The organism is bacterium (genome assembly GCA_037128595.1).
Classification (GTDB): domain Bacteria; phylum Verrucomicrobiota; class Kiritimatiellia; order CAIKKV01; family CAITUY01; genus JAABPW01.
In genome coordinates this window covers 205,866-225,010 of record JBAXWB010000001.1, presented here as the reverse complement: position 1 = coordinate 225,010, position 19,145 = coordinate 205,866, and the positions used below count along the sequence as shown (strand labels likewise).

Annotated in this window: 7 protein-coding genes; all 7 read right to left on the bottom strand. The window is 53.2% G+C overall.

Features of this window, described 5'->3' with window-relative positions:
- Positions 1-40: 40 nt before the first annotated feature.
- Positions 41-805, bottom strand: a complete 765-nt coding sequence (locus tag WCS52_00905; GenBank protein MEI6165731.1) for a PIG-L family deacetylase — start codon at positions 803-805, stop codon at positions 41-43.
- An 18-nt stretch (positions 806-823) separates the two neighbouring features.
- Positions 824-2,875: a DUF5107 domain-containing protein gene (locus WCS52_00900; protein ID MEI6165730.1), complete on the bottom strand. Its 2,052-nt coding sequence runs from the start codon at positions 2,873-2,875 to the stop codon at positions 824-826.
- Positions 2,876-2,887: 12 nt separating this feature from the next.
- Positions 2,888-5,626, bottom strand: a complete 2,739-nt coding sequence (locus tag WCS52_00895) for a hypothetical protein (protein MEI6165729.1) — start codon at positions 5,624-5,626, stop codon at positions 2,888-2,890.
- Positions 5,627-5,665: 39 nt separating this feature from the next.
- Entirely contained in the window at positions 5,666-7,099 is a 1,434-nt protein-coding gene (locus WCS52_00890) for a hypothetical protein (protein ID MEI6165728.1), read from the bottom strand.
- Positions 7,083-8,804, bottom strand: coding sequence for a hypothetical protein (locus WCS52_00885; GenBank protein ID MEI6165727.1), 1,722 nt, complete (start codon positions 8,802-8,804; stop codon positions 7,083-7,085). Before WCS52_00885 ends, WCS52_00890 begins: the two co-directional genes overlap by 17 nt.
- 126 nt (positions 8,805-8,930) lie before the next feature.
- Positions 8,931-11,249, bottom strand: a complete 2,319-nt coding sequence (locus WCS52_00880; protein MEI6165726.1) for a sialidase family protein — start codon at positions 11,247-11,249, stop codon at positions 8,931-8,933.
- Between the two features lie 14 nt (positions 11,250-11,263).
- Positions 11,264-19,120 carry a choice-of-anchor Q domain-containing protein gene (locus tag WCS52_00875; GenBank protein MEI6165725.1) on the bottom strand — a complete coding sequence of 2,619 codons (7,857 nt, stop codon included), beginning with the start codon at positions 19,118-19,120 and terminating at the stop codon, positions 11,264-11,266.
- Between the last annotated feature and the right edge of the window lie 25 nt (positions 19,121-19,145).

The window sequence follows — 19,145 nt, the reverse complement described above, 5'->3', positions numbered from 1 at the left end:
ATGCGAATAAGTCGTGTGCGCATAGCGAGACCTGATTTTATTATAATTTCTCCGCAGGCATAGTGTAACACTCCATCTCAAAGGCTTCAGAATATAGCTCACTAATGTGCAACTCACCAGCCGTTCGGGCATTGAGTTGCATGACACGATCATCGAAACCGGATCCACGTGTGCGAAGATTACGCTGTTGCTGAGAGTCATGGAATCGCAACAGTTCGCCCTTCCACCGAGCTTGATCCGGGCCAAATGGCAAATAGACATCGGTTCGCATAGCTACCGTTTTGGCATCGCGATTGAGAAATGCGACGAAAGGACGCCCACACCGTGGTGCGGCCTGTTTGAAAAGGGAATGCATGGCCTGATGCCCACTGTTAGTATCATTGCCGTGAGGGAGGAAAACAAGGTCGGGTGATTTTTCCTGAAGCACCTTTTCGATTTTGGCAAGGTTGGCAGGATTATCAATTAATTGATCCCCCATATCATTATCGAACGACAGGAACTCCATGCAGGACTCCGGCAATCCAAAAAAACGCAAACTTGCCCGCTGCTCGCACTCTCTCAGATCTGCCTTCCCCTCAAGATTCAAACCAGGTCGATACTCATCCTCGACCCCACTCCCGGTTCTAGACACAACAACATCCAGAGTGTTCCCCTTCTGCATCAGGAATCGCAGGGTGACGCCGATGGCGTCGAAATCATCAGGGTGAGGCGCTAAAACCAGGAGCCGCAGGTGGGCAGGCCAGGGTAGAACAGCAATGGAACAGGGCCGTTTCTCCATCAAAAATGACATCAAGTTAAATGACATAGTCCGATCGTTTTTCTATCATATTAGGCGAAATGCAAGATGCACTGGTAGAGGAAACTCTTTACGAACATAGTTTCGCAAGGCCTCTTCGACCGGCTTCCCTGCTGCCAGCTTTCTTTCATAGTATCCGTACCAGAGTTCCGTAAGCGTCGTTTCCCCTTCGCGGATACTGACATAATGCCGATGAAAGACCGGCTCGACTTCGCTCAAACGGCCCATTTCCAGAGCAGAGGATGCAGCAAGAAGAACGATACGCTCATGCTGGCGAATCAACTCGGGAAGAGAAGCGAGAAAGGTCGATAAGCGCTCATGTTGCTTGGTCACAAGGAGCATTCTCGCCGCTTCGATGGCGAGTGGCGCAATTCTGGGACCAACCTCCCATGCCCTAAGCAATAACATCGCCGCATCAGTAGAGGGTGGTTCCGGCTTCATCCTGAAAGAAGCGGAAAGCCGGGGAGACGACGTACGGGCAGTAGCAATAGCCAGATTCCGAAGCGCCCATCCCGTCACCTGCCGATCAAGCGAACTTTCCCAAGCTTGCCGCGCCCCCACATAGTCGCGGTTCTCCATGCACATATTACCCAGGTGCCACCACGCCAACCAGTGATCTGAACGGCCTTCCATAATGGAACGTTTCAACAAGAACTGCCACTCCGGTTGAGTCATAAGATGCCCCGGCTCTTTTGAAAGCGGGAAATACCCTTCCTCCAATAATTCCACCCACGGCCGCTGTTCCTCGCCCGTTTCCCCGAAATCAAATTCAACGGGTATATTATCGGCCAAATGCAGAGCGGCTAGACGACGCCGTTCGAGCGCACCCCATCCGGAGCCGCGAGCGAGCAAATTCGATCCACTTTGCTTGGCAAGTTGACAGAAACATGCGTCAAGGGAATGGATCACCCGTTTAGGTAACCGCGCAACGAGATCAACTTCAACGCACCCTGTTGCTTCTGCCCAATCCTGGGAATGAGCCAGTTCTGCATCCACTGAAATGCTCCCGAACGCTTCCGTCCACTCATATGTCTCCCCCGCCGGCATCGGTACATGTTCCATCTGAGTGCGGGCAAGCCCCGCCTGGATCTCCAAATAGGCCCGTCCAGGAACAGAAAGAAATTCCTGCCAATGCTTCCCATCCGGTCCCCTGCCCCAGTAAAAAACTTTACGCCCCATCAACTGCGGGGTTGAAACATGAACGAAGCCCCGTCCATCAGCCTCGACCACAGCCTCCCAAGGCCGCTGGGCCGTCGGAATCCGGAAAAAGCACTCACGTGGGCGAGGCATTTTGCAGCCATAGGTCAAGTCATGTCCCTCTGCTTTCCATGGCGCACCCGACCGGGCCACAAGGGGGGCATCCAAGTCGGTATCCAAAATCGTGTCAGCCGGACAGAGCACACGGGTTTTCTCATTTTCCGGCAAAGCCATATTGGTCCACCAGTACATTGGAATTTCATGGTCATGTGGATTAACAATCCGGACATGGGTAAACAAAAAGCGTGATCCGGGCGGCAAATGAAAATCAATCTGGTAGGGGAAACATTTGACGCGATCCCATTCATAAACCCTCAATGCCGGTTCGCCCGTGGAGCCGGTAATACGGGCGGCAAATAATGGTGAACAGGTCAGATAATGATGGCCGAATTGACCGACATTAAATTCAATTCCGCCGCTGAACCAGGCGTTGCGTAATGCCAGGTTAGCAGGCTGAAAAACGGGATTACGATCAAGTAGTTCGCGTTGGGCCTCCTTGTCGAAAAGGGATAACAGGCGCCCGCCAAGCCCGGGCGCGACCATTGCACATAAATGTTCATTTTCCAATATTAGCACCTGAATATCGCGATCCTCAAGCTGACGATCAAATCCGTCTTGCAGACGATAAGGCAGAACACGATGCCCACAACGCCATCCAAGCCGTCGCCGATCCTCCTCATCCACCGAGACATCCACAGACATGGAGATATCATCAGCGGGCAACCGGAAGAAAGGCAAAGGATTTTCCGTACCCAAATTAGCACACGGTAGCGATAGCCTTTCTTCCCGAAGCGTCGTCATGGTAATGGTCTGGGCCTGCATGGATCAATCACCTCACCGCTCAGAACGCTTCACCGGCTGTCCGATCGTTGTGGGTAATTCGCTTTCCTTCCATTGTTTAGCATTGGGACTTAAATCTGCTTTGGGGGGCGCTTTACCATTGCTGGTGGGATCTGGCAGGGCAATCTTCAGATCAAAGGGCTCAAATTTGAATCCATCAAGCACCTGTACCTGGGTGACCCCCATACTCCGCTTCGGAGTAAGGCTGTATTTCACGTAACGCGCATCCACGGGAACAGCCAGCGGCAGGAAGAAATTATAGGCCTGTAATCCTTCGTAATCAGGCCACATAAAATTAACCGGCAACTCCTTCCAGCGCAGGTTGGAATCAAAAGCTCCGGCACTCTTATAATCTTTTCCATCGAGACTCGTGAGGACTTCAACCTGATCTTTGACCTCACCCTTAAGTGCATCCCATCCAGGATAACCGAGGACATGAATACGGAAGGCCGCACACTTCTGGGGAGCGCCAAGGTCAACCACGATTTCCGGGTGGGTACCCGCCTGATAAAGGGCTCCCATCGCATAGGTGCCTCCCCCGGTATAACTTGACCCAACTCTGCCAGAGGTGAGTCTCTTCCCTTCAGGATCTCCGGCGCCCCAGGTCGTTGCCGAGGGAACCGACACGGTGTATGGCTTTCCCGCGGCCAGATTCTTTCCGTAAGTGGCCCATTTCCCGACCCACTTTTCACCCCCGACATCCTTGCCATCACTATAGCCGTACTTGACCACACCCATCGCCCCCTTGGGATTCACAGTCAGGGCATCCACAATGGGATGATCAGCCCCCCCGACGTTAATGATATAGGTGCTTGGGAATTTATCCACCAACTGAACATGGGATCGCGGCACCAACGTGTAATCTTTCTGGCGTTCGCTCCAATTGAACGTCACCTCCACTGGTCCGCCACCAGGCATGGCCGGCTTGTGGTTGACCTCCATTCGAACCGCGTAAAGCCCACAGGCAGGAGCTTCGGTTGAGGGTGTTGTCAGCGCGTATCTGAACAGGACACTACGTGTTCCCGCCGGTATAACATCGACAGCTTCATAATGAATCACATCCCAAGGGGCCTTGGTGTCGGTCAGAGTGTAACTCTTGATCCAAGTCTTGCCGCCATCAAAACTGTGCGAAAAATCAATATGGCTCTTTGGGACACGGTTACAGAGACGCCCCCCATAAGTGATCCGTGTAATGTCGGTCGGTGCGTCGACTTTAAAGACCACATACCCCTCCGCATTAGGAGTGGCCGGGGTGATTGTCCCGTAGTAGCCGGGATTCTCATCCGCACACTTGATGTTCTTCTCGTCCACAGCAAAGGGTTTATAATGACCCGCCTGCAACTCAGGCCAGATAACAATGGATTCTGTCTGCTCGCCGATCCCAACATAAACCGTGTTCTTACCCAACTGCAATTGGGGTTGAGTCTTACTATTGACCTCAGTGATCGTGTCAAATCGAATGGATTTAAGTTGAGCATCTTCCGGCTTCGTCCTGGCCAGAAGGGTCACTTTTACCAAAACCTCATAGGCACCATTGACTTCATCTATCAATTTGAGATCGGCCTTAGGTTCACCGGCTTTGTCGCTTTTCCAGACCTCTTTCCATTGCATTCCGTTGCTGGTAGAGATGGCAATGGACAACCCGTCTTCAACCGTAGCCAGAACTCCCAACGCCTTGATCTTAAGACTTGTAATGACATTGGCTCCCTCAACCTTAAATATTGCCTCACCTGGTTTGCCCGCAATAACAGGCTGGAGCCCGGGGGCCAGAGCCCGGATGTTACCTGCACTATGGAGGGATCCGAGCAAATGTGCAGAGTCCAGAATGGGAATATAGCTGCGATCCCCATTGCCCCGGATGTGATACCGGACATTTTCCAATTCTGGATCCAAAGGCATTCCATCAACCGTTCCATTAGGCACAAAATATGCCGGATCGGCCTTATAGTTCCCCTTGTAAGTCAAAGCAGATGGGCTACTGGCATCCTGCCGCGCATAGTAGCGAGTATAGGCCTCACCATCACGCAGATTCAGAATGTAGCGATGTCCCCGGTCCTGATCATAATAGTATGTGCGATACTTGAGATACGCGGGCACAAAGTCATGGACGATCTGTTGCAAAGGACGGGCGTCATCAGCCCCCTCACAGAACCCGTCAGGACTGGTTCCAGTGACGGCATGATAAAGGGCAATATAGCCGAGCACTTCCTTGCCGCCGGTTTCCGGTCCAGCCATTATCTTGCCAATGTCTTCCACACTGGCCACGGTCTTGCCGTCGGGAAGCGTGTAATACATCGATAACGAATTGTCATAGTGGTGAAAGCCCCCCTCATACCACACATCACAGACGGTATGATTGTTAATATCGAAATAGCGACAGGGATACCCCATATAGTTCCAGATCGAACACTTGTTGCCTGAAATAGTCGAGCACATGGTGTAGCCATAATCGTTAAACTGCCGGATTGGATCGGTCAGGGGAAATCCATGCAACTTGATCGGCGTGGTCTGACGCCGGGCAATGTGCAACCAGTAGAATTGCGCCCACATCTTGTCGGCATCCTTCTCCCAGTTGCTGCACATGGAGCGCACCATGCTCTCCATATCCGAGTAATCCGGACTGGCATCGGTAACCACCTTAAGATTGCGGACAGCCGCATGCGACGAGGTCACCAGCCAGAGAATGGCAGCTACGCCAACAGCGAAGGCACGATAAACTTGAGATGTTTTCATTATATACTTTCTTTTTTTATCCGGTTTTCTCGCCCATTACTAATTCTCATATTTCAATGGCACAATCTCAGGCATGCCGCCATATCCGACAATCCGATGCCAGCATTCCCATACACCATGGTCAGACACATAGATCCAGACGTGAATGCCCCTCCCTAAACAGTAGTCCTGCAGTGCTGATTCAGGCAGTGCGTATTGGAGTGTACTAAGACCAGCTGAATTGCACCGAATGACACGCGTTTCACCATTACGCAACGGCACATGGACCAGCAAAAGAAACGCGGTGTTCCGACCTGTTAGCGCACTCGCATCCCTGCCATGCACGCGGAAGCCAGCCAAATCCAGTATCAAAGCGGCATTCGTCACGGCGGCGTCCCGGATTGCAGGAAACGGTACGGTAACCACTCGTTGCAGTCCGAACGATGTCACCCGCATTGTTTGTGGCTTTGAAGGTGCAGCAAACAGTGCGACTTCCGCCACCCGGCCAAGCGCCACTTCGCCGAAGATGTCCAATGGAATGGCGATCTCGTTGAGACCCGGCTGAACCAAATCATGAAGATTCACCGTCTGACGCCGACCGGTGACATCGGTAACCTTGACTTCAAGACTCGTCGGCCTGGTTTCTGCCTCGCAATTGAAGCTCATGCGGAGCAGATCATAGCCGAGCCAGTTCGTTACCGAGGGCACAATCCCGAGGCGAGGAAAAGCATCACCACGCATCGTAACCTCTAAAGCAGCGGACGCATTGATCGTAGCCGGTACCTGCAGTGCTGTCGCCCCATTGGCTGTACTCCACCTCGTAACTGTATCTGTTCCTGAGAAATCCATTAATGGCCGGTAGGTTGGGCCGTTACACTCAGAACGCACCAATCGGAAGTCATCAAAGATCAGTTTTGCCGTTGTTTGCAGATTGGCAAAGATACGGACGGCAGAAATACGATCCACATCCAAACCACGTGCCAGAAAACTTCCCTGCCTCAACGCAAGCAGCGTCATCTCAACCTCATTGTCACCGGGAGCAAGGCGATGCGCATAGACATCATCGTTGTAGCGTGTCGAAAAGCTCCGGCTACCGGTATCATCCACACGAATACTGACCGTCACTGCGTGCTGCTCCGCATTGAACACATGAAAGCGTAAAGCGACACAATCGGACCAATCCTGAGGCTTGGTAAACTCACAAATGATCCCCGGATATTTGCCGATTGGCAATGAAACGGCCAAGGCATGCCTTCCCTGTGATGCATGAGCACGTGTCACAGCCACAGTCGCTCCGCCCATACCAGCCCAGCCACCGGTCATGCCTCCCTCAAAATCGCTGCCCCTCCAGACCTCAGCATCCCTATGACTGCTTGGTGCCTGGCAACCCGTGATGAAGATGGCAACAGACCCGGCAAACGCTATCAGCCATTTTGCATGGGCGTTCTCAGGCATGATCATCCGCCCCAGCTGTATGTTATTCCCTTTTTTCATGCTGACTGATTACATCGGCGTACTTCTCCACCACGGGGCCGAAGTCGTTGTCCCAAGTTGTATACATGGCACCTGCTATGCCTGGTAAATCCCCGACACATTTCAGCCATACGCCGATCTTGTCCGGCTTATCACCGGAGAGAATCTGCTGATTGCCATGTTTGGCAAAAAACTTATAAGAATCGATGCTGCCACCATTCCAGTTTACAATTCCCACATCTGGCGGCAGACCTTCCCATGAGCCGAACCACCCACCCTTGCTCATATACATAATAAACGGCTTCCCGTTTTCATCCTTGTCGCGGGCATTATGATAGGGATCGAATAAATCGTTCCAGACCACAATCGATCTTCCGGGCGCCACATGTTTGATAATTGCTGCACAACGCCCGATATTATCCGCCAGAATCTCCCCACTGGTTTTGCCGCTCGTGGCACAAGGATCATCCCAGCCATTCATCCGGATCTCATCATGTGACATCATGTAAATATCAGGCTGAACAGTCTCCTTCACCCAACGGACTTGCTTTTCAATGAGTTCATAGGTTTTGGGTTCGCTCATGCATATATTGATATTGTTCGGTTTGCCACAGGTGCTGGCAAAATTGTAACTAGCCAGCACCTTATCCCCATCTTTCAGCCGGCTACCAGTAGGGATGGAAATTACTGGCGATTCATGCCAGTTGGAGAAATAACCGGGATTCGGGTCACAATCGAGTTTCGGATCCACCACCCTGTCAAAATCCCTGCCCTCGGAATACAGTATCTGACCATTAGCGCTTGTCACCTTCAGGGGCGTGCTGTCACGGCGGATAATATTGACGAATCCAGCCGGTTCCACCCTGACGTCATCAAACCAGACCTTGCCCTTCTTGCCGTTCCAACTACCGATAAGCAAAGTCAATGAGGTGTTTTCCAAGCTACAGAAAGTGGCATGATATTGCTTCCAATCCTGCGTGGGTTTAATAGAGGGTTGTTGCCAGTTAAGCAATTTCTCACCATCAAAAGCCGCTATACGCCAATCCTTACTGGCACAATCCTCCGTCTTAATCCAGACACTGACGTGGTAGTAATGCCAGGGTTGAACCGCGATTTTCTGCCGGAGCCGACCTGTCCCTTGCGCATCCTGCTGACGCAGGCAGGCTTTTCCTTCTTGGGCAACATGATCACGGAAAGATACGGTGCCAGGTTTCTCCACATCCCAGCCTGTCGGAACATCGCTTTTCCAATCCTCCAAGTTTCCGTTGACTAGTTTGGTGGTATCATCAAAAGGCACCAGTTTGCCGCCCTTAACGATAAATGAAGCGTTGCGAACCGGCATACCCTCCGCAAGATTGGGATCGTTCGAAAGCAAATAATCAGCGTACCCGAATGGCGCCACACAGGCGATCAACTCCATTCCTTCTTCCGTGCAAGCCTGGCGGAATCGTTTAACATTGGCCATAAGATCCGGTGTTGCCAGTTGGAATTTTTCAAACTTCACGTCAGACACTACCATACCATTGTATCCGGCCTTTTTAGCACGTCGCAATAACGCAATGGCGGCATCCGTGCGTTCATTGACACCAAAGTTTGCCATCACATAAACCCATTTCCTGCACGGCTTAAGTTTTGGAGCATCAGGGTCGGCTTTATTCTCCACCGCACCAGCTAGGCAGACCATCAGGCAAAGCGCAGACGTTATCCAATTGAGTTTTATTTGCATCAGTCATCTTCCTTCGAGCAAGCGTTTTCACTATCTATCCGAAAACAAGATGCGCCACTAAAGCTCATAAATCTATACACCGATTGCGCAATCAATAGTTCGGTTTTGCGACAGGAGGTCGGCCGATCAGGGTTCTTCCGCAACCTTCAGAACCGAAGACCCAAATGTGGTAAGATAGATATGACCCGGATCGCCCGCATCAAAGCTCACCCGCTGAATGCTCTGAAATGGGATTTTCGTAAACGGCACCCACGTCTTCCCGTCATCCTTGCTAAGATAAATTCCGTAGGCACCCTTTTCACCACTCTCCCCACAGGTAAGATAAATCCAACCCTTGTGGGTGGGATGATAGTAAGCGCCATAAAAATGATACTGCCCATTTGCCTGATAAATGGTCTGCCAGGTCTTGCCCCCATCGGTTGTGCGATGCAACCCGGGATCCAACAACGAGGTCGGGACCAGAATGGTCTGGCTGTCATCCGGCTTAACTGTAAAGTCCCTGATCCACGCCCATTTATTGACCGGTGCGATATTCACCCAGGTCTCACCTTTGTCCATCGAGCGATACAGTCCTACCCCCACAGTTGACTTTTTGTTTTTGGCCGTTGTGGCGACAAACAGAGAGCCATCCTTATGCAGCACCAGATTAAGACACCGTTTGGCGCCATCGGGATCCAACCCGTTGGTCATCGTAGTCCATGATGCACCCCCGTCGATGGAACGGATAACCCCGCGTTCGAACATCGAGACAAAGAGTGTGCGCTTGTCTTGCGAGCTTGAAGGGTCAATCGCAATGGACATGGCAGATCCATCAACCGGCAGGTTCACTTTCCGCCAAGTGGTACCATGATCATCCGAGACCGCAACGCCGCCACTGGAAATGCCCTTGCGTCTGAATATGAACTCATTCGGGATGTCGTGCATGGCGGAAAAGGCACCCCACACCCGACCACTCACCACCGGATCAAAGGCCAGTGCATAACAGCTGTTCGCCCATTTTCGAGGAATGACCTTTTCCAGATCAAACTGTAGCGGCATCCACATTTTCCCACCATCCACACTTCTCGCCAGCCCGATATCCGTATAGCAGATAAAACGGTTCAACTTGTCAAACGGATCAATGGTGTAGTTCCATGAACTGGTGACCACTTCGCCGCTATTGGCCCACTGTTTGCGCCCCCGCCCGTCCACCTGTCTGGTTCCGGCATAAGGAGACTGCCATGTCCGCCCGGCATCCATCGTGGTATGGATAAACCGTGACTGGTTCAAAATGACCATATCCGGGTTGGACGGATTAATTTCCAACCCTCTAACTTCGCCCTGCTCGCGCTGCCCCCAACTCTCGGTCTGCCAATCGGTCTCCACATTGCACTCGGCGTCGGAATCGCCGAGGCGCTTATCTGATTTCTTGAAACGCGGATCAGAAAAGAAGACATGTTGCCAGGCATCGCCGGCATTATCAGTGCGATAGATAGTCGTGTGGTTGGGCGGAAAGAAACTGGTTCCCCTGCAAAAGACGTAGGCCCGTTCTGGTTGCTTATCCGCACAGGCAATCCACCCATACGCCGGAAGATCACTCGCATATTCAGAACTGCGTTTGGTTGAAACGTTGATCCTGGGATTCATGCAACAGTCCCAGGTTTCACCGCGGTTCTTTGAGCGGAACATCCCTCCCACCAATTTTCCATCTTTCGTTTCACAGGGAACGGAGGCGTAAAGGATCGTGCATTTCTCATTCGACCCTCCAGCAAACCCTGAAAGTGTTTGTCCGGCAATTCCCTGCATCTTCTTCATAAATGTCCGGCCATCATCATCCGAACGGTAGATGCCGGCGCTGGTACCAATCCAGTAGACCCGTGACTGGGCCGGACTCTTCCTGTCTACCACCACCCTGAACAGATATCCGGGAACATCGGCACATTTCGACCAGGTATTTCCGCTATCCCTGCTGAGAAATGTATCGGTTTCTGTACCGACAAAAATCCGTTCCGGGCAGTCAGGATCAAGCCAGATGCGGACAACGACGGCAGATCCCCACGGCTGTTCGGTGCCCACATGCGCCCAGGAAAATCCTTTATCGCGGCTCACCTTCAGTTCACAACCGCGATTGATCCAGTAGATGACCTCAGGATGACTGGGATGAAAGGCAGCGGCAGCGCAGTGCGATCCTGCCAGTTGACTGAAATGAATGGTCTTCCACTTAAGTCCTGCATCATACGTAATGAACGCGCCGTCCATGTCTGTAGCCACGGTCAAAAGCTTTGGATCATGAGGCGAGCAGTTTCCCTGGAAAATGGAGCCCCCGGCGCTAAGTCCTATTTTCTCACATCCTTCATCCCACGCCACTTCTGAGGCATGTGTAATACTGACAGCCAGAACACCAGCAACAACTCCGTACCAGCAATAGCTTTTTTGCAGGGATTTCAGGAGATGATTGATTCGCATATTTACCTTTTTACTCAACGAATGGAGTACACCGTGCCCGGTGTCCCGGCCCCGAACTCATACGCTCCAACATCCACACCAATTCCGCATTGACGGTCATGTATCGTGGCGCGCTGATCAGTCGTCAGACCTAAAGGATTATTCCCATGATCCCGGCACAGACTGCCCAACTGAATCGCACAGGTTGGCGTCAGCCCGCCATTATTGGCCAGAGGCAGCAATTGCGGATTCAATGGCGATGCTCCTGTGCCCACATAACTGCCATTCGCATTCGGCTGGCCCGCCGTCATACCGCTGTTCGTGTTGTTCCCAATAAAACAGTGGTCATCCGCCAGCGCAAAACTACTATAGCCAACGTCCAGACTATTGCTCGCCGTGTTCCCCGCCACCAACGTACTGGCGGCACCCCACGTCCCATACGCATTATAGAGCCCGCCACCAAGCCCGTTGACTGCCGTATTGCCGGCAATCGTCGAGTTATAGAAACGAGTATACCCGGCATTGATGGCCACACCCCCACCATTGCCCGAGGCAACCGAGTTCCCAAATATCGTGCTGTTCACCAGCACATTCGTCCCAATCAGGTAAAGGCCACCTCCACTGCCGGGACTCTGATTCCAAGCTATCGTACAGCGCTCAATCAGCGAGGTACATGTGGCGACGCCCACACAAATGCCACCGCCCGGTTGGCCCGCCACCGTCACCACGTTGTTTGTCACCACACTGTCACACATCACCAGCGACGAGCCACCCGCATAAATCGCTCCACCCCCGTACGCTGACACATTGTTCGCCACCACACAGTTCGTCATCACCAATGCGGAGAGAGTCGTAACCCCCACCCCGGCAACCCCGCCATTGAACGACGCATTCCCAATCACCTCACAGGATTTCAGTGTCAAGGTACCCGTCGTCGTGGGTGTCAGGAACACCGCCCCGCCATAGTAACTCGCAGCCGCCCCATAACAGGTGTTACTTACCACCCGGCACCGCTCCAAAATCAATTCGCCACCCGTCAGAAAGACCCCGGACCCATGCGTAATATTAGTCACATTCCCATACCGGATCGTCATATCACGCAGCACCACCCCGTTACCGTTCAAACTAAACACACGGGAATCAAAAGGCGCCGCGTTATACACCGAGCCCGCCTCCACAATGGTCTGATCCTTGCCTGCCCCATTGATCGCCACCACCATGGGCCCGTTGCCACATACAATATTCGTCTCATCGTACGTCCCCGCCATCACGTTGATCACGTCAAAGGCGTCGGTACGAACCGCCGCGTTATTCAGGGCATACTGGATTGTCCGCCACGGATTCCCAGCCGTCCCATTACCCGTCGCGTTGTTGCCGCTCACCGATACCCAGAAGTTCGACGGCGCCGAACTCCCCACAAACGTTACCAATAGGTTGTTCCGGCTCCCGTTGGTTACCAGGGCCGATCCCCCCATCGTAAAAGCCGCATCATTGAACGTCAGACTCAGGTTCGAGATACTGTTCCCCACGTTGTTTGGCGACGCATTCCCCAAGAGCCCGAACACCACATGGCCTGCCGACTGCCGCACCACGCTCGCCGTCAGTCCGGAGGGCACATTGCCGGCCGTGACCTTACCGTTCGCCACGAAGTTCTCCCCGTTCGTTCCGGTAAACGTATCCCCGGCCAGCGTCAGCGTCAGCGTATTGCCCATGCTCCCGTCATTCTGCCAGTACTCCATAAAGTTCGTCCCGCTGTAGGTCAGGCCGGAGTTGAAATAATCAATCTGAAGATCCGCCCGCGTTGCATTCGTGACCGAGGCCGCCAGCGTGTTGTGGAAAGCCGTATTCTGAAAGGCGAGCCCCAGATTACTCACATTGCTGGAACTGTTGTGGAATAATGCCTTACCCATCAGACTTACCGTCGCATGCGTCAAATCCACCCGCTGCACCACGGCCGTCAATCCGGACGGAACATGCGACGCCAGCACCAGACCGGATGACACAAAGTCCTGATTGTTTGTACCGTTGAAAACATCATTTTGCAGCGTAAGAGAAAGGGTATTCCCCATGCTCCCGTCATTAGTTCCTGCTTCAGTGAAGACCGTCCCGCTATAGGCGAGTTGCACAGTCCCAACGATATCCGTAAATGTAATGCTGATGTTCGTAACAAACACCCCGGAGATGACGCCCGCCTGACCGTGGTTGAACGCGGCATTCTGGAAGGCAATCCCCAGATTGCTGATGTTATTTGCAGACGCATTTGAGATCGCCGCACCTGCGAGGGCAAACGTGGCATTGGAACTATTCACACAGGTCACCACCCCGGTCAATCCTCCCGGCATGTTCGTAAAGGTCACCTGGTTGGTGCTGAAGACACTCCCGGAGGTGACATTGAACGTGTCGCCCGTCAACGTGATCGAAATCGCCGTATTCGTGTCGATACGGCCGTCATTGTACACCGCATCCTCAACAAAATTCGTCCGGCTGAAGACCAGACCACCGGGTGGGGGATCCTGGAAAGTGATACTTAGGTTGGTCGTCACAGCATTGGTGATAACCCACGCATTGCCCCCAGTGAACGCACCATTCTGGAACGTCAAACCGAGATTACCAATGCTATTCGAGGCCGCACATTGCGTAGCATTACCCAGTAGCTGCACCAGCACGTTGGTCCCGGCATTCGTCACAATCATCGATAGCGCAAGACCCGCCGGAAGATTCGTCACCGTCACACTGTTGGTAAGCTGGCCACCAACCCCGCCGGTGAAAGTGTCACCTCTTAGCGCAATCGTCAGGCTATTGGTAACACTCCCATTGTAGGGCGCTGTATTACCGAAGAAAATGGAGCCGTTGTATGTCAAACCTCCCGGCGCCTGATTCTGATAGACCACCGCGTTGGTAAGACTGTTATTGACAACTTGCGCAGCATGGCCGCCCGTAAAGGCACCATCCCGAAAAGTAAAAATCAGGGACGATGTATTGTTTGCCGCCCCGTTCGTGGACACATAAGATGTGACCGTACCCATCAGGGACACCAGCACATTTGTGCCACCATTGGTTCGGACCATCGACACCAACAAGTCGGCAGGCACATTTGAAACTGCCACACTGTTTGTGATCTGCCCGCCATCCGTCCCCGCGAATATTCCATTTGTAATTGTGAGCACCAGGCTATTGGCAATGGTTCCATTGTAGGGCGCCGTATTGCCATAGAACGTCGTCCCGCTATATCCCAGCGACCTGACAGCAAAGGTCACCGATACGTTAAAATTGCTCCCATTTACCATCTGTGCCGCCTGGCCCTGGCCAAAGGCGCCATCATGGAAAGTGATTGTCATGGTGTTCGTGGCATACGAGGCGGCATTGCCGGTCAGCGCAAACACCACATTCGTGCCGTTATTGGTCCGCACCATCGACCCCGACAAACCGGCAGGCACGCCGGACACCACCACGTTGTTCGTGATTTGACTACCATCCGTCCCTGTGAATACATCGTTGGTGATGGTGATCAGCAGGCTGTTGGTGATACTGCCGTCCGTAGGTATCCCATAGAAATTCGTACTACTATAGGTCAATGCAACGCCCGCACCATACTCGAAGGCCCCAATATCAGCCGCTGAGCCCCGGATCCTGACATAGGGATCCCCACGCTGATCGTTCACCAACCCGAGCAGGTTATTCCCATGATCCCGGCACAGACTGCCCGACTGAATCGCACAGGTTGGCGTCAGCCCACCATTACTGGCCAACGGCAGCAATTGCGGGTTCAATGGCAATCCTCCCGTTCCCACATAACTGCCATTCGCGTTCGGCTGGCCCGCCGTCATACCACTATTCGTGTTGTTACCGATGAAACAATGGTCATCTACCATCACAGAACTACTGAAGCCGACATCCAGACTATTGCTCGCCGTGTTCCCCGCCACCAACGTACTGGCGGCACTCCATGTCCCATACGCATTATAGAGCCCGCCGCCAAGCCCGTTCGCCGCCGTATTGCTGGCAATCGTCGAGTTATAGAAGCGCGTATACCCGGCATTGATGGCCACACCGCCACCATTACCCGAGGCTATCGTATTCCCATATATCGTGCTATTCACAAACAGATTCGTCCCAATCAGGTAAAGGCCACCACCACTGCCGGGACTCTGATTCCAAGCTATCGTACAGCGCTCAATCAGCGAGGTACATGTGGCGACGCCCACACAAATGCCACCGCCCGGTTGACCCGCCACCGTCACTACATTGTTGGTCACCACACTGTCCCACATCTCCAGCGACGAGCCGCCCGCATAAATCGCTCCGCCCCCGTATGCTGACACATTGTTCGCCACCACACAGTTCGTCATCACCAGCACGGTATTATTCGCCATCCCCACCCCGGCTATTCCGCCATTGAACGACGTATTCCCAATCACCTCACAGGATTTCAGGGTCAGGGTTCCCGTCGTCGCGGGTACCAGATAAACCGATCCGCCATAGTAACTCGCAGCCGCACTATAACAGGTGTTACTCACCACCCGGCACCGTTCCAGAATCATGTCACCTCCCGTCAGAAAGGCCCCGGCCCCATGCGTAGTATTCGTCACATTTCCGTACCGGATCGTCATATCCCGCAACGCTACCCCGTTACCGCTTAAACTGAATACATGGGAATCAAAAGGTGCCGCGTTATACACAGAGCCCGCCTCCACAATAGTCTGATCCTTGCCTGCCCCCTGGATCGCCACCACCTTGCCCCCGTTGAGGATATTGGTCTCATCGTACGTCCCCGCCATCACGTTGATCACGTCAAACGTATCAGCACGAACTGCGGAGGAATTGAGCGCATACTGGATCGTCCGCCATGGATTTCCCTCCGTCCCGTTACCCGTCGCGTTGTTGCCGCTCACCGATACCCAGAAGTTAGACGGTGCTGTAGACCCTACAAACGTCACCAACAGGTTGTTCCGGCTCCCGTTGGTCGCCAGGGCCGACCCTCCCATTGTGAAGGCCGCATCATTGAACGTCAGGCTCAGGTTGGAGATACTGTTCGCCACGTTGTTCGGCGACGCATTCCCCATAAGTCCGAATACCACTTGCCCGGCCGACCGCCTTACTACGCTCGCCGTCAGCCCGGAGGGTACATTGCCTGCCGTGACCTTGCCGTTCGCCGCAAAGTTCTCCCCGTTCGTTCCGCTAAACGCGTCCCCGGCCAACGTCAACGTCAGCGTATTTCCCATGCTCCCATCGTTCTGCCAGGTCTCCACAAAATTCGTCCCGCTGTAGGTCAGGCCCGAGTTGAAATAATCAATCTGAAGATCCGCCCGCGTTGCATTCGTGACCGAGGCCGCCAACGTATTGTGAAACGCACTGTTCTGGAAGGCGAGCCCAAGATTACTCACATTGCTGGAACTGTTGTGGAATATCGCATTGCCAGTCAGGCTTACCGTCGCATGTGTCAAATCCACCCGCTGCACCACGGCCGTCAATCCGGATGGAACATGCGACGCCAGCACCAGCCCGGATGACACAAAGTCCTGATTGTTCGTGCCGTTGAAAATGTCATTTGTCAAGGTGAGCGAAAGCGTGTTTCCCATGCTTCCATCGTTTGCCGCAGACTCAGTAAATACTGTCCCATTATAAGTCAGTTTCACATTCACTGCGGGATCCAAGTATGAGATCACGAGATTGGTCTCCGCTGACCCGGCAATAACGGAAGCATGGGTATGGGTAAACGCAACGTCAAGGAATGTGAGCCCCAGATTTGTCACACTGTTCAATGCCGCATGGGACGCGGCCTGACCGATCAAGACGAACGAAACGTTGGTGCTGTTTATACAGGTTACTACCCCGGTCAGACCTGCTGGAATGTTTGTAAAGGCCACCTGATTGGTAAATACAGCGCCTGCCGTAACGGCGAACGTGTCACCTGTCAACGTGATCGAAATCGCCGTGTTCGTGTCGATCCGCCCGTCGTTATACACCGCATCCTCGACAAAATTCGTCCGGCTGTAGATCAGCCCGCCCGGCGGTGGATCATGGAAGGTGATGTTGAGATTAGTCGTCGCCGCCCCAGTGATAACCCCTGCATTATTAGCGGCAAAGGCACCGTTTTGGAAGGTAAACCCCAGGTTACCGACGCTGTTTGCGGCAGCATGCTGTGTAGCCTTACCCGACAACTGCACCAGTACATTTGTCTGGGCATTGGTGACGAGCATGGAAAGCGACAGGCCTGCTGGAAGATTGGTCACCGTTACCTGGTTCGTGATCTGACTGCCATTCGCAGGCAGAAAGGTGTCACCCGTCAATGAGATCATCACGCTATTGGTGATACTCCCATCATAGGTCACCGTATTGCCATAAAAATTGGAACTGCTGTAGGTCATCGTTCCCGAAAGGACGGGGTCGGAAAACGAGACGATCAGATTCGAGCACACATAACCGACCACTTGCGTCGCATACCCGTTGTTAGCCGTAAAGGCGCCGTCCTGGAAGGTGAACGTCAAATTGCTGATGCTGTTTACCGCCGCATGCTGTGTGGCGTTGCCACTCAACTGCACCAACAGATTTGTACTGGCATTGGTGATAAGCATGGAAACCGCGAGCCCAGCCGGTAAGTTGGACACTGCCACTTTGTTGGTAATCTGATTTCCCACACCACCGGTAAAAGTGTCGCCTGTCAATGTGATCCACAGACTGTTGGTGATGAGTCCATTATAGGGCGAGGTATTCCCATAGAAGTTCGTGCCGCTGTAGGTCAGCACCACGCCAGCGCCACACTCATAAGCCCCGATATCAGAGGCAGAACCATGCGCCCGGTCATAGGGATAGCCGCGCTGGTCATAGGTCAAGCCCAGAGGATTGCCCCCCTGGTTAGTACAGGGGCTGTCCCAGGCCAGCGCCATTGTCGGTGTTGGCCCGCCGTTATAAGCCAGCGGACTCAGTTTGGGAGACTGTAACTTAATATTGCCATAATCACTCTTCAGCGTACCGCTGCCGGTGCCTTGCACCAGACTATTGGAGAGAATGATGTTGGCGCCGTTAAAGTATTCATTCCCACCACCAGTCGCAGCATTGCTGGCAATGATCGAACTGACGATTACGAGGGTTGAGCCGGCATACACACCGCCTCCGTAACCGATTCCGGCATTATTGGATACTATCGTGCAGTTGCAGACTTGGGCGGTCAACGTCATACTCGCAGGAAAAGATAGCGCGCCCCCTCCACCTGAGCCTAGAGTGATATTGCACAGATTGCCGTAGAACGTGGAATTCTGAATCACACATTGTCCAGAAGCCTTTGCAATCTTGATAGCCCCACCAGCACCGGGGGTTGAATTCCCGTTGAAACAGCACCCATCAACGAACAGAGAACCGTCGCCCAAATACAATGCGCCACCAGTAGAGGTCGTTTGATTGGTCGGCCCCGTCGTATTGTTGGCTACGAGACAGTTTTTTAGTGTGAGGGCATTGGCGGCCGTGTTCAACTGAGCTATGGCTCCTCCATAGGCAGCGGTTGCGGGAAGATAGGCATCATTCATCTGTAGCACACAGTTCTGAACTGTGACCGTACCGGCGTTGTTGAGGATCGCACCACCACAATAGGAACCTACACCCACAGTACTGTAGCCGTATTGGACCGTCATGTCCTTGATGGTCAGAGCCTTCGCCGCGTTATTCATCTGAAAGATGCGATTGGCCGCATTACTACGCGTAGTAGCCCCCTGCAGGATCGTATTGGTCATCCCTTGTCCTTGGATGGTAAGGGACGTGGTGATGACAATCCCGCACTCCGTCTGAACATTGGTAACGATCTGAATGATGTCACCATCCGAAGCAACCGCAACGGCGCTGGCAATGGTTGTATAGTTCGGGGCCGCACCGCCTGCTCCTACAGTTCGCGTCGTCACCGCCGAAGCTGAAGCCCCAACAAAT

Coding starts and splice junctions, on each gene's coding strand:
- WCS52_00905 (MEI6165731.1), bottom strand. CDS start 805: ATGTCATTTAACTTGATGTCATTTTTGATGGAGAAACGGCCCTGTTCC.
- WCS52_00900 (MEI6165730.1), bottom strand. CDS start 2,875: ATGCAGGCCCAGACCATTACCATGACGACGCTTCGGGAAGAAAGGCTA.
- WCS52_00895 (MEI6165729.1), bottom strand. CDS start 5,626: ATGAAAACATCTCAAGTTTATCGTGCCTTCGCTGTTGGCGTAGCTGCC.
- WCS52_00890 (MEI6165728.1), bottom strand. CDS start 7,099: ATGAAAAAAGGGAATAACATACAGCTGGGGCGGATGATCATGCCTGAG.
- WCS52_00885 (MEI6165727.1), bottom strand. CDS start 8,804: ATGCAAATAAAACTCAATTGGATAACGTCTGCGCTTTGCCTGATGGTC.
- WCS52_00880 (MEI6165726.1), bottom strand. CDS start 11,249: ATGCGAATCAATCATCTCCTGAAATCCCTGCAAAAAAGCTATTGCTGG.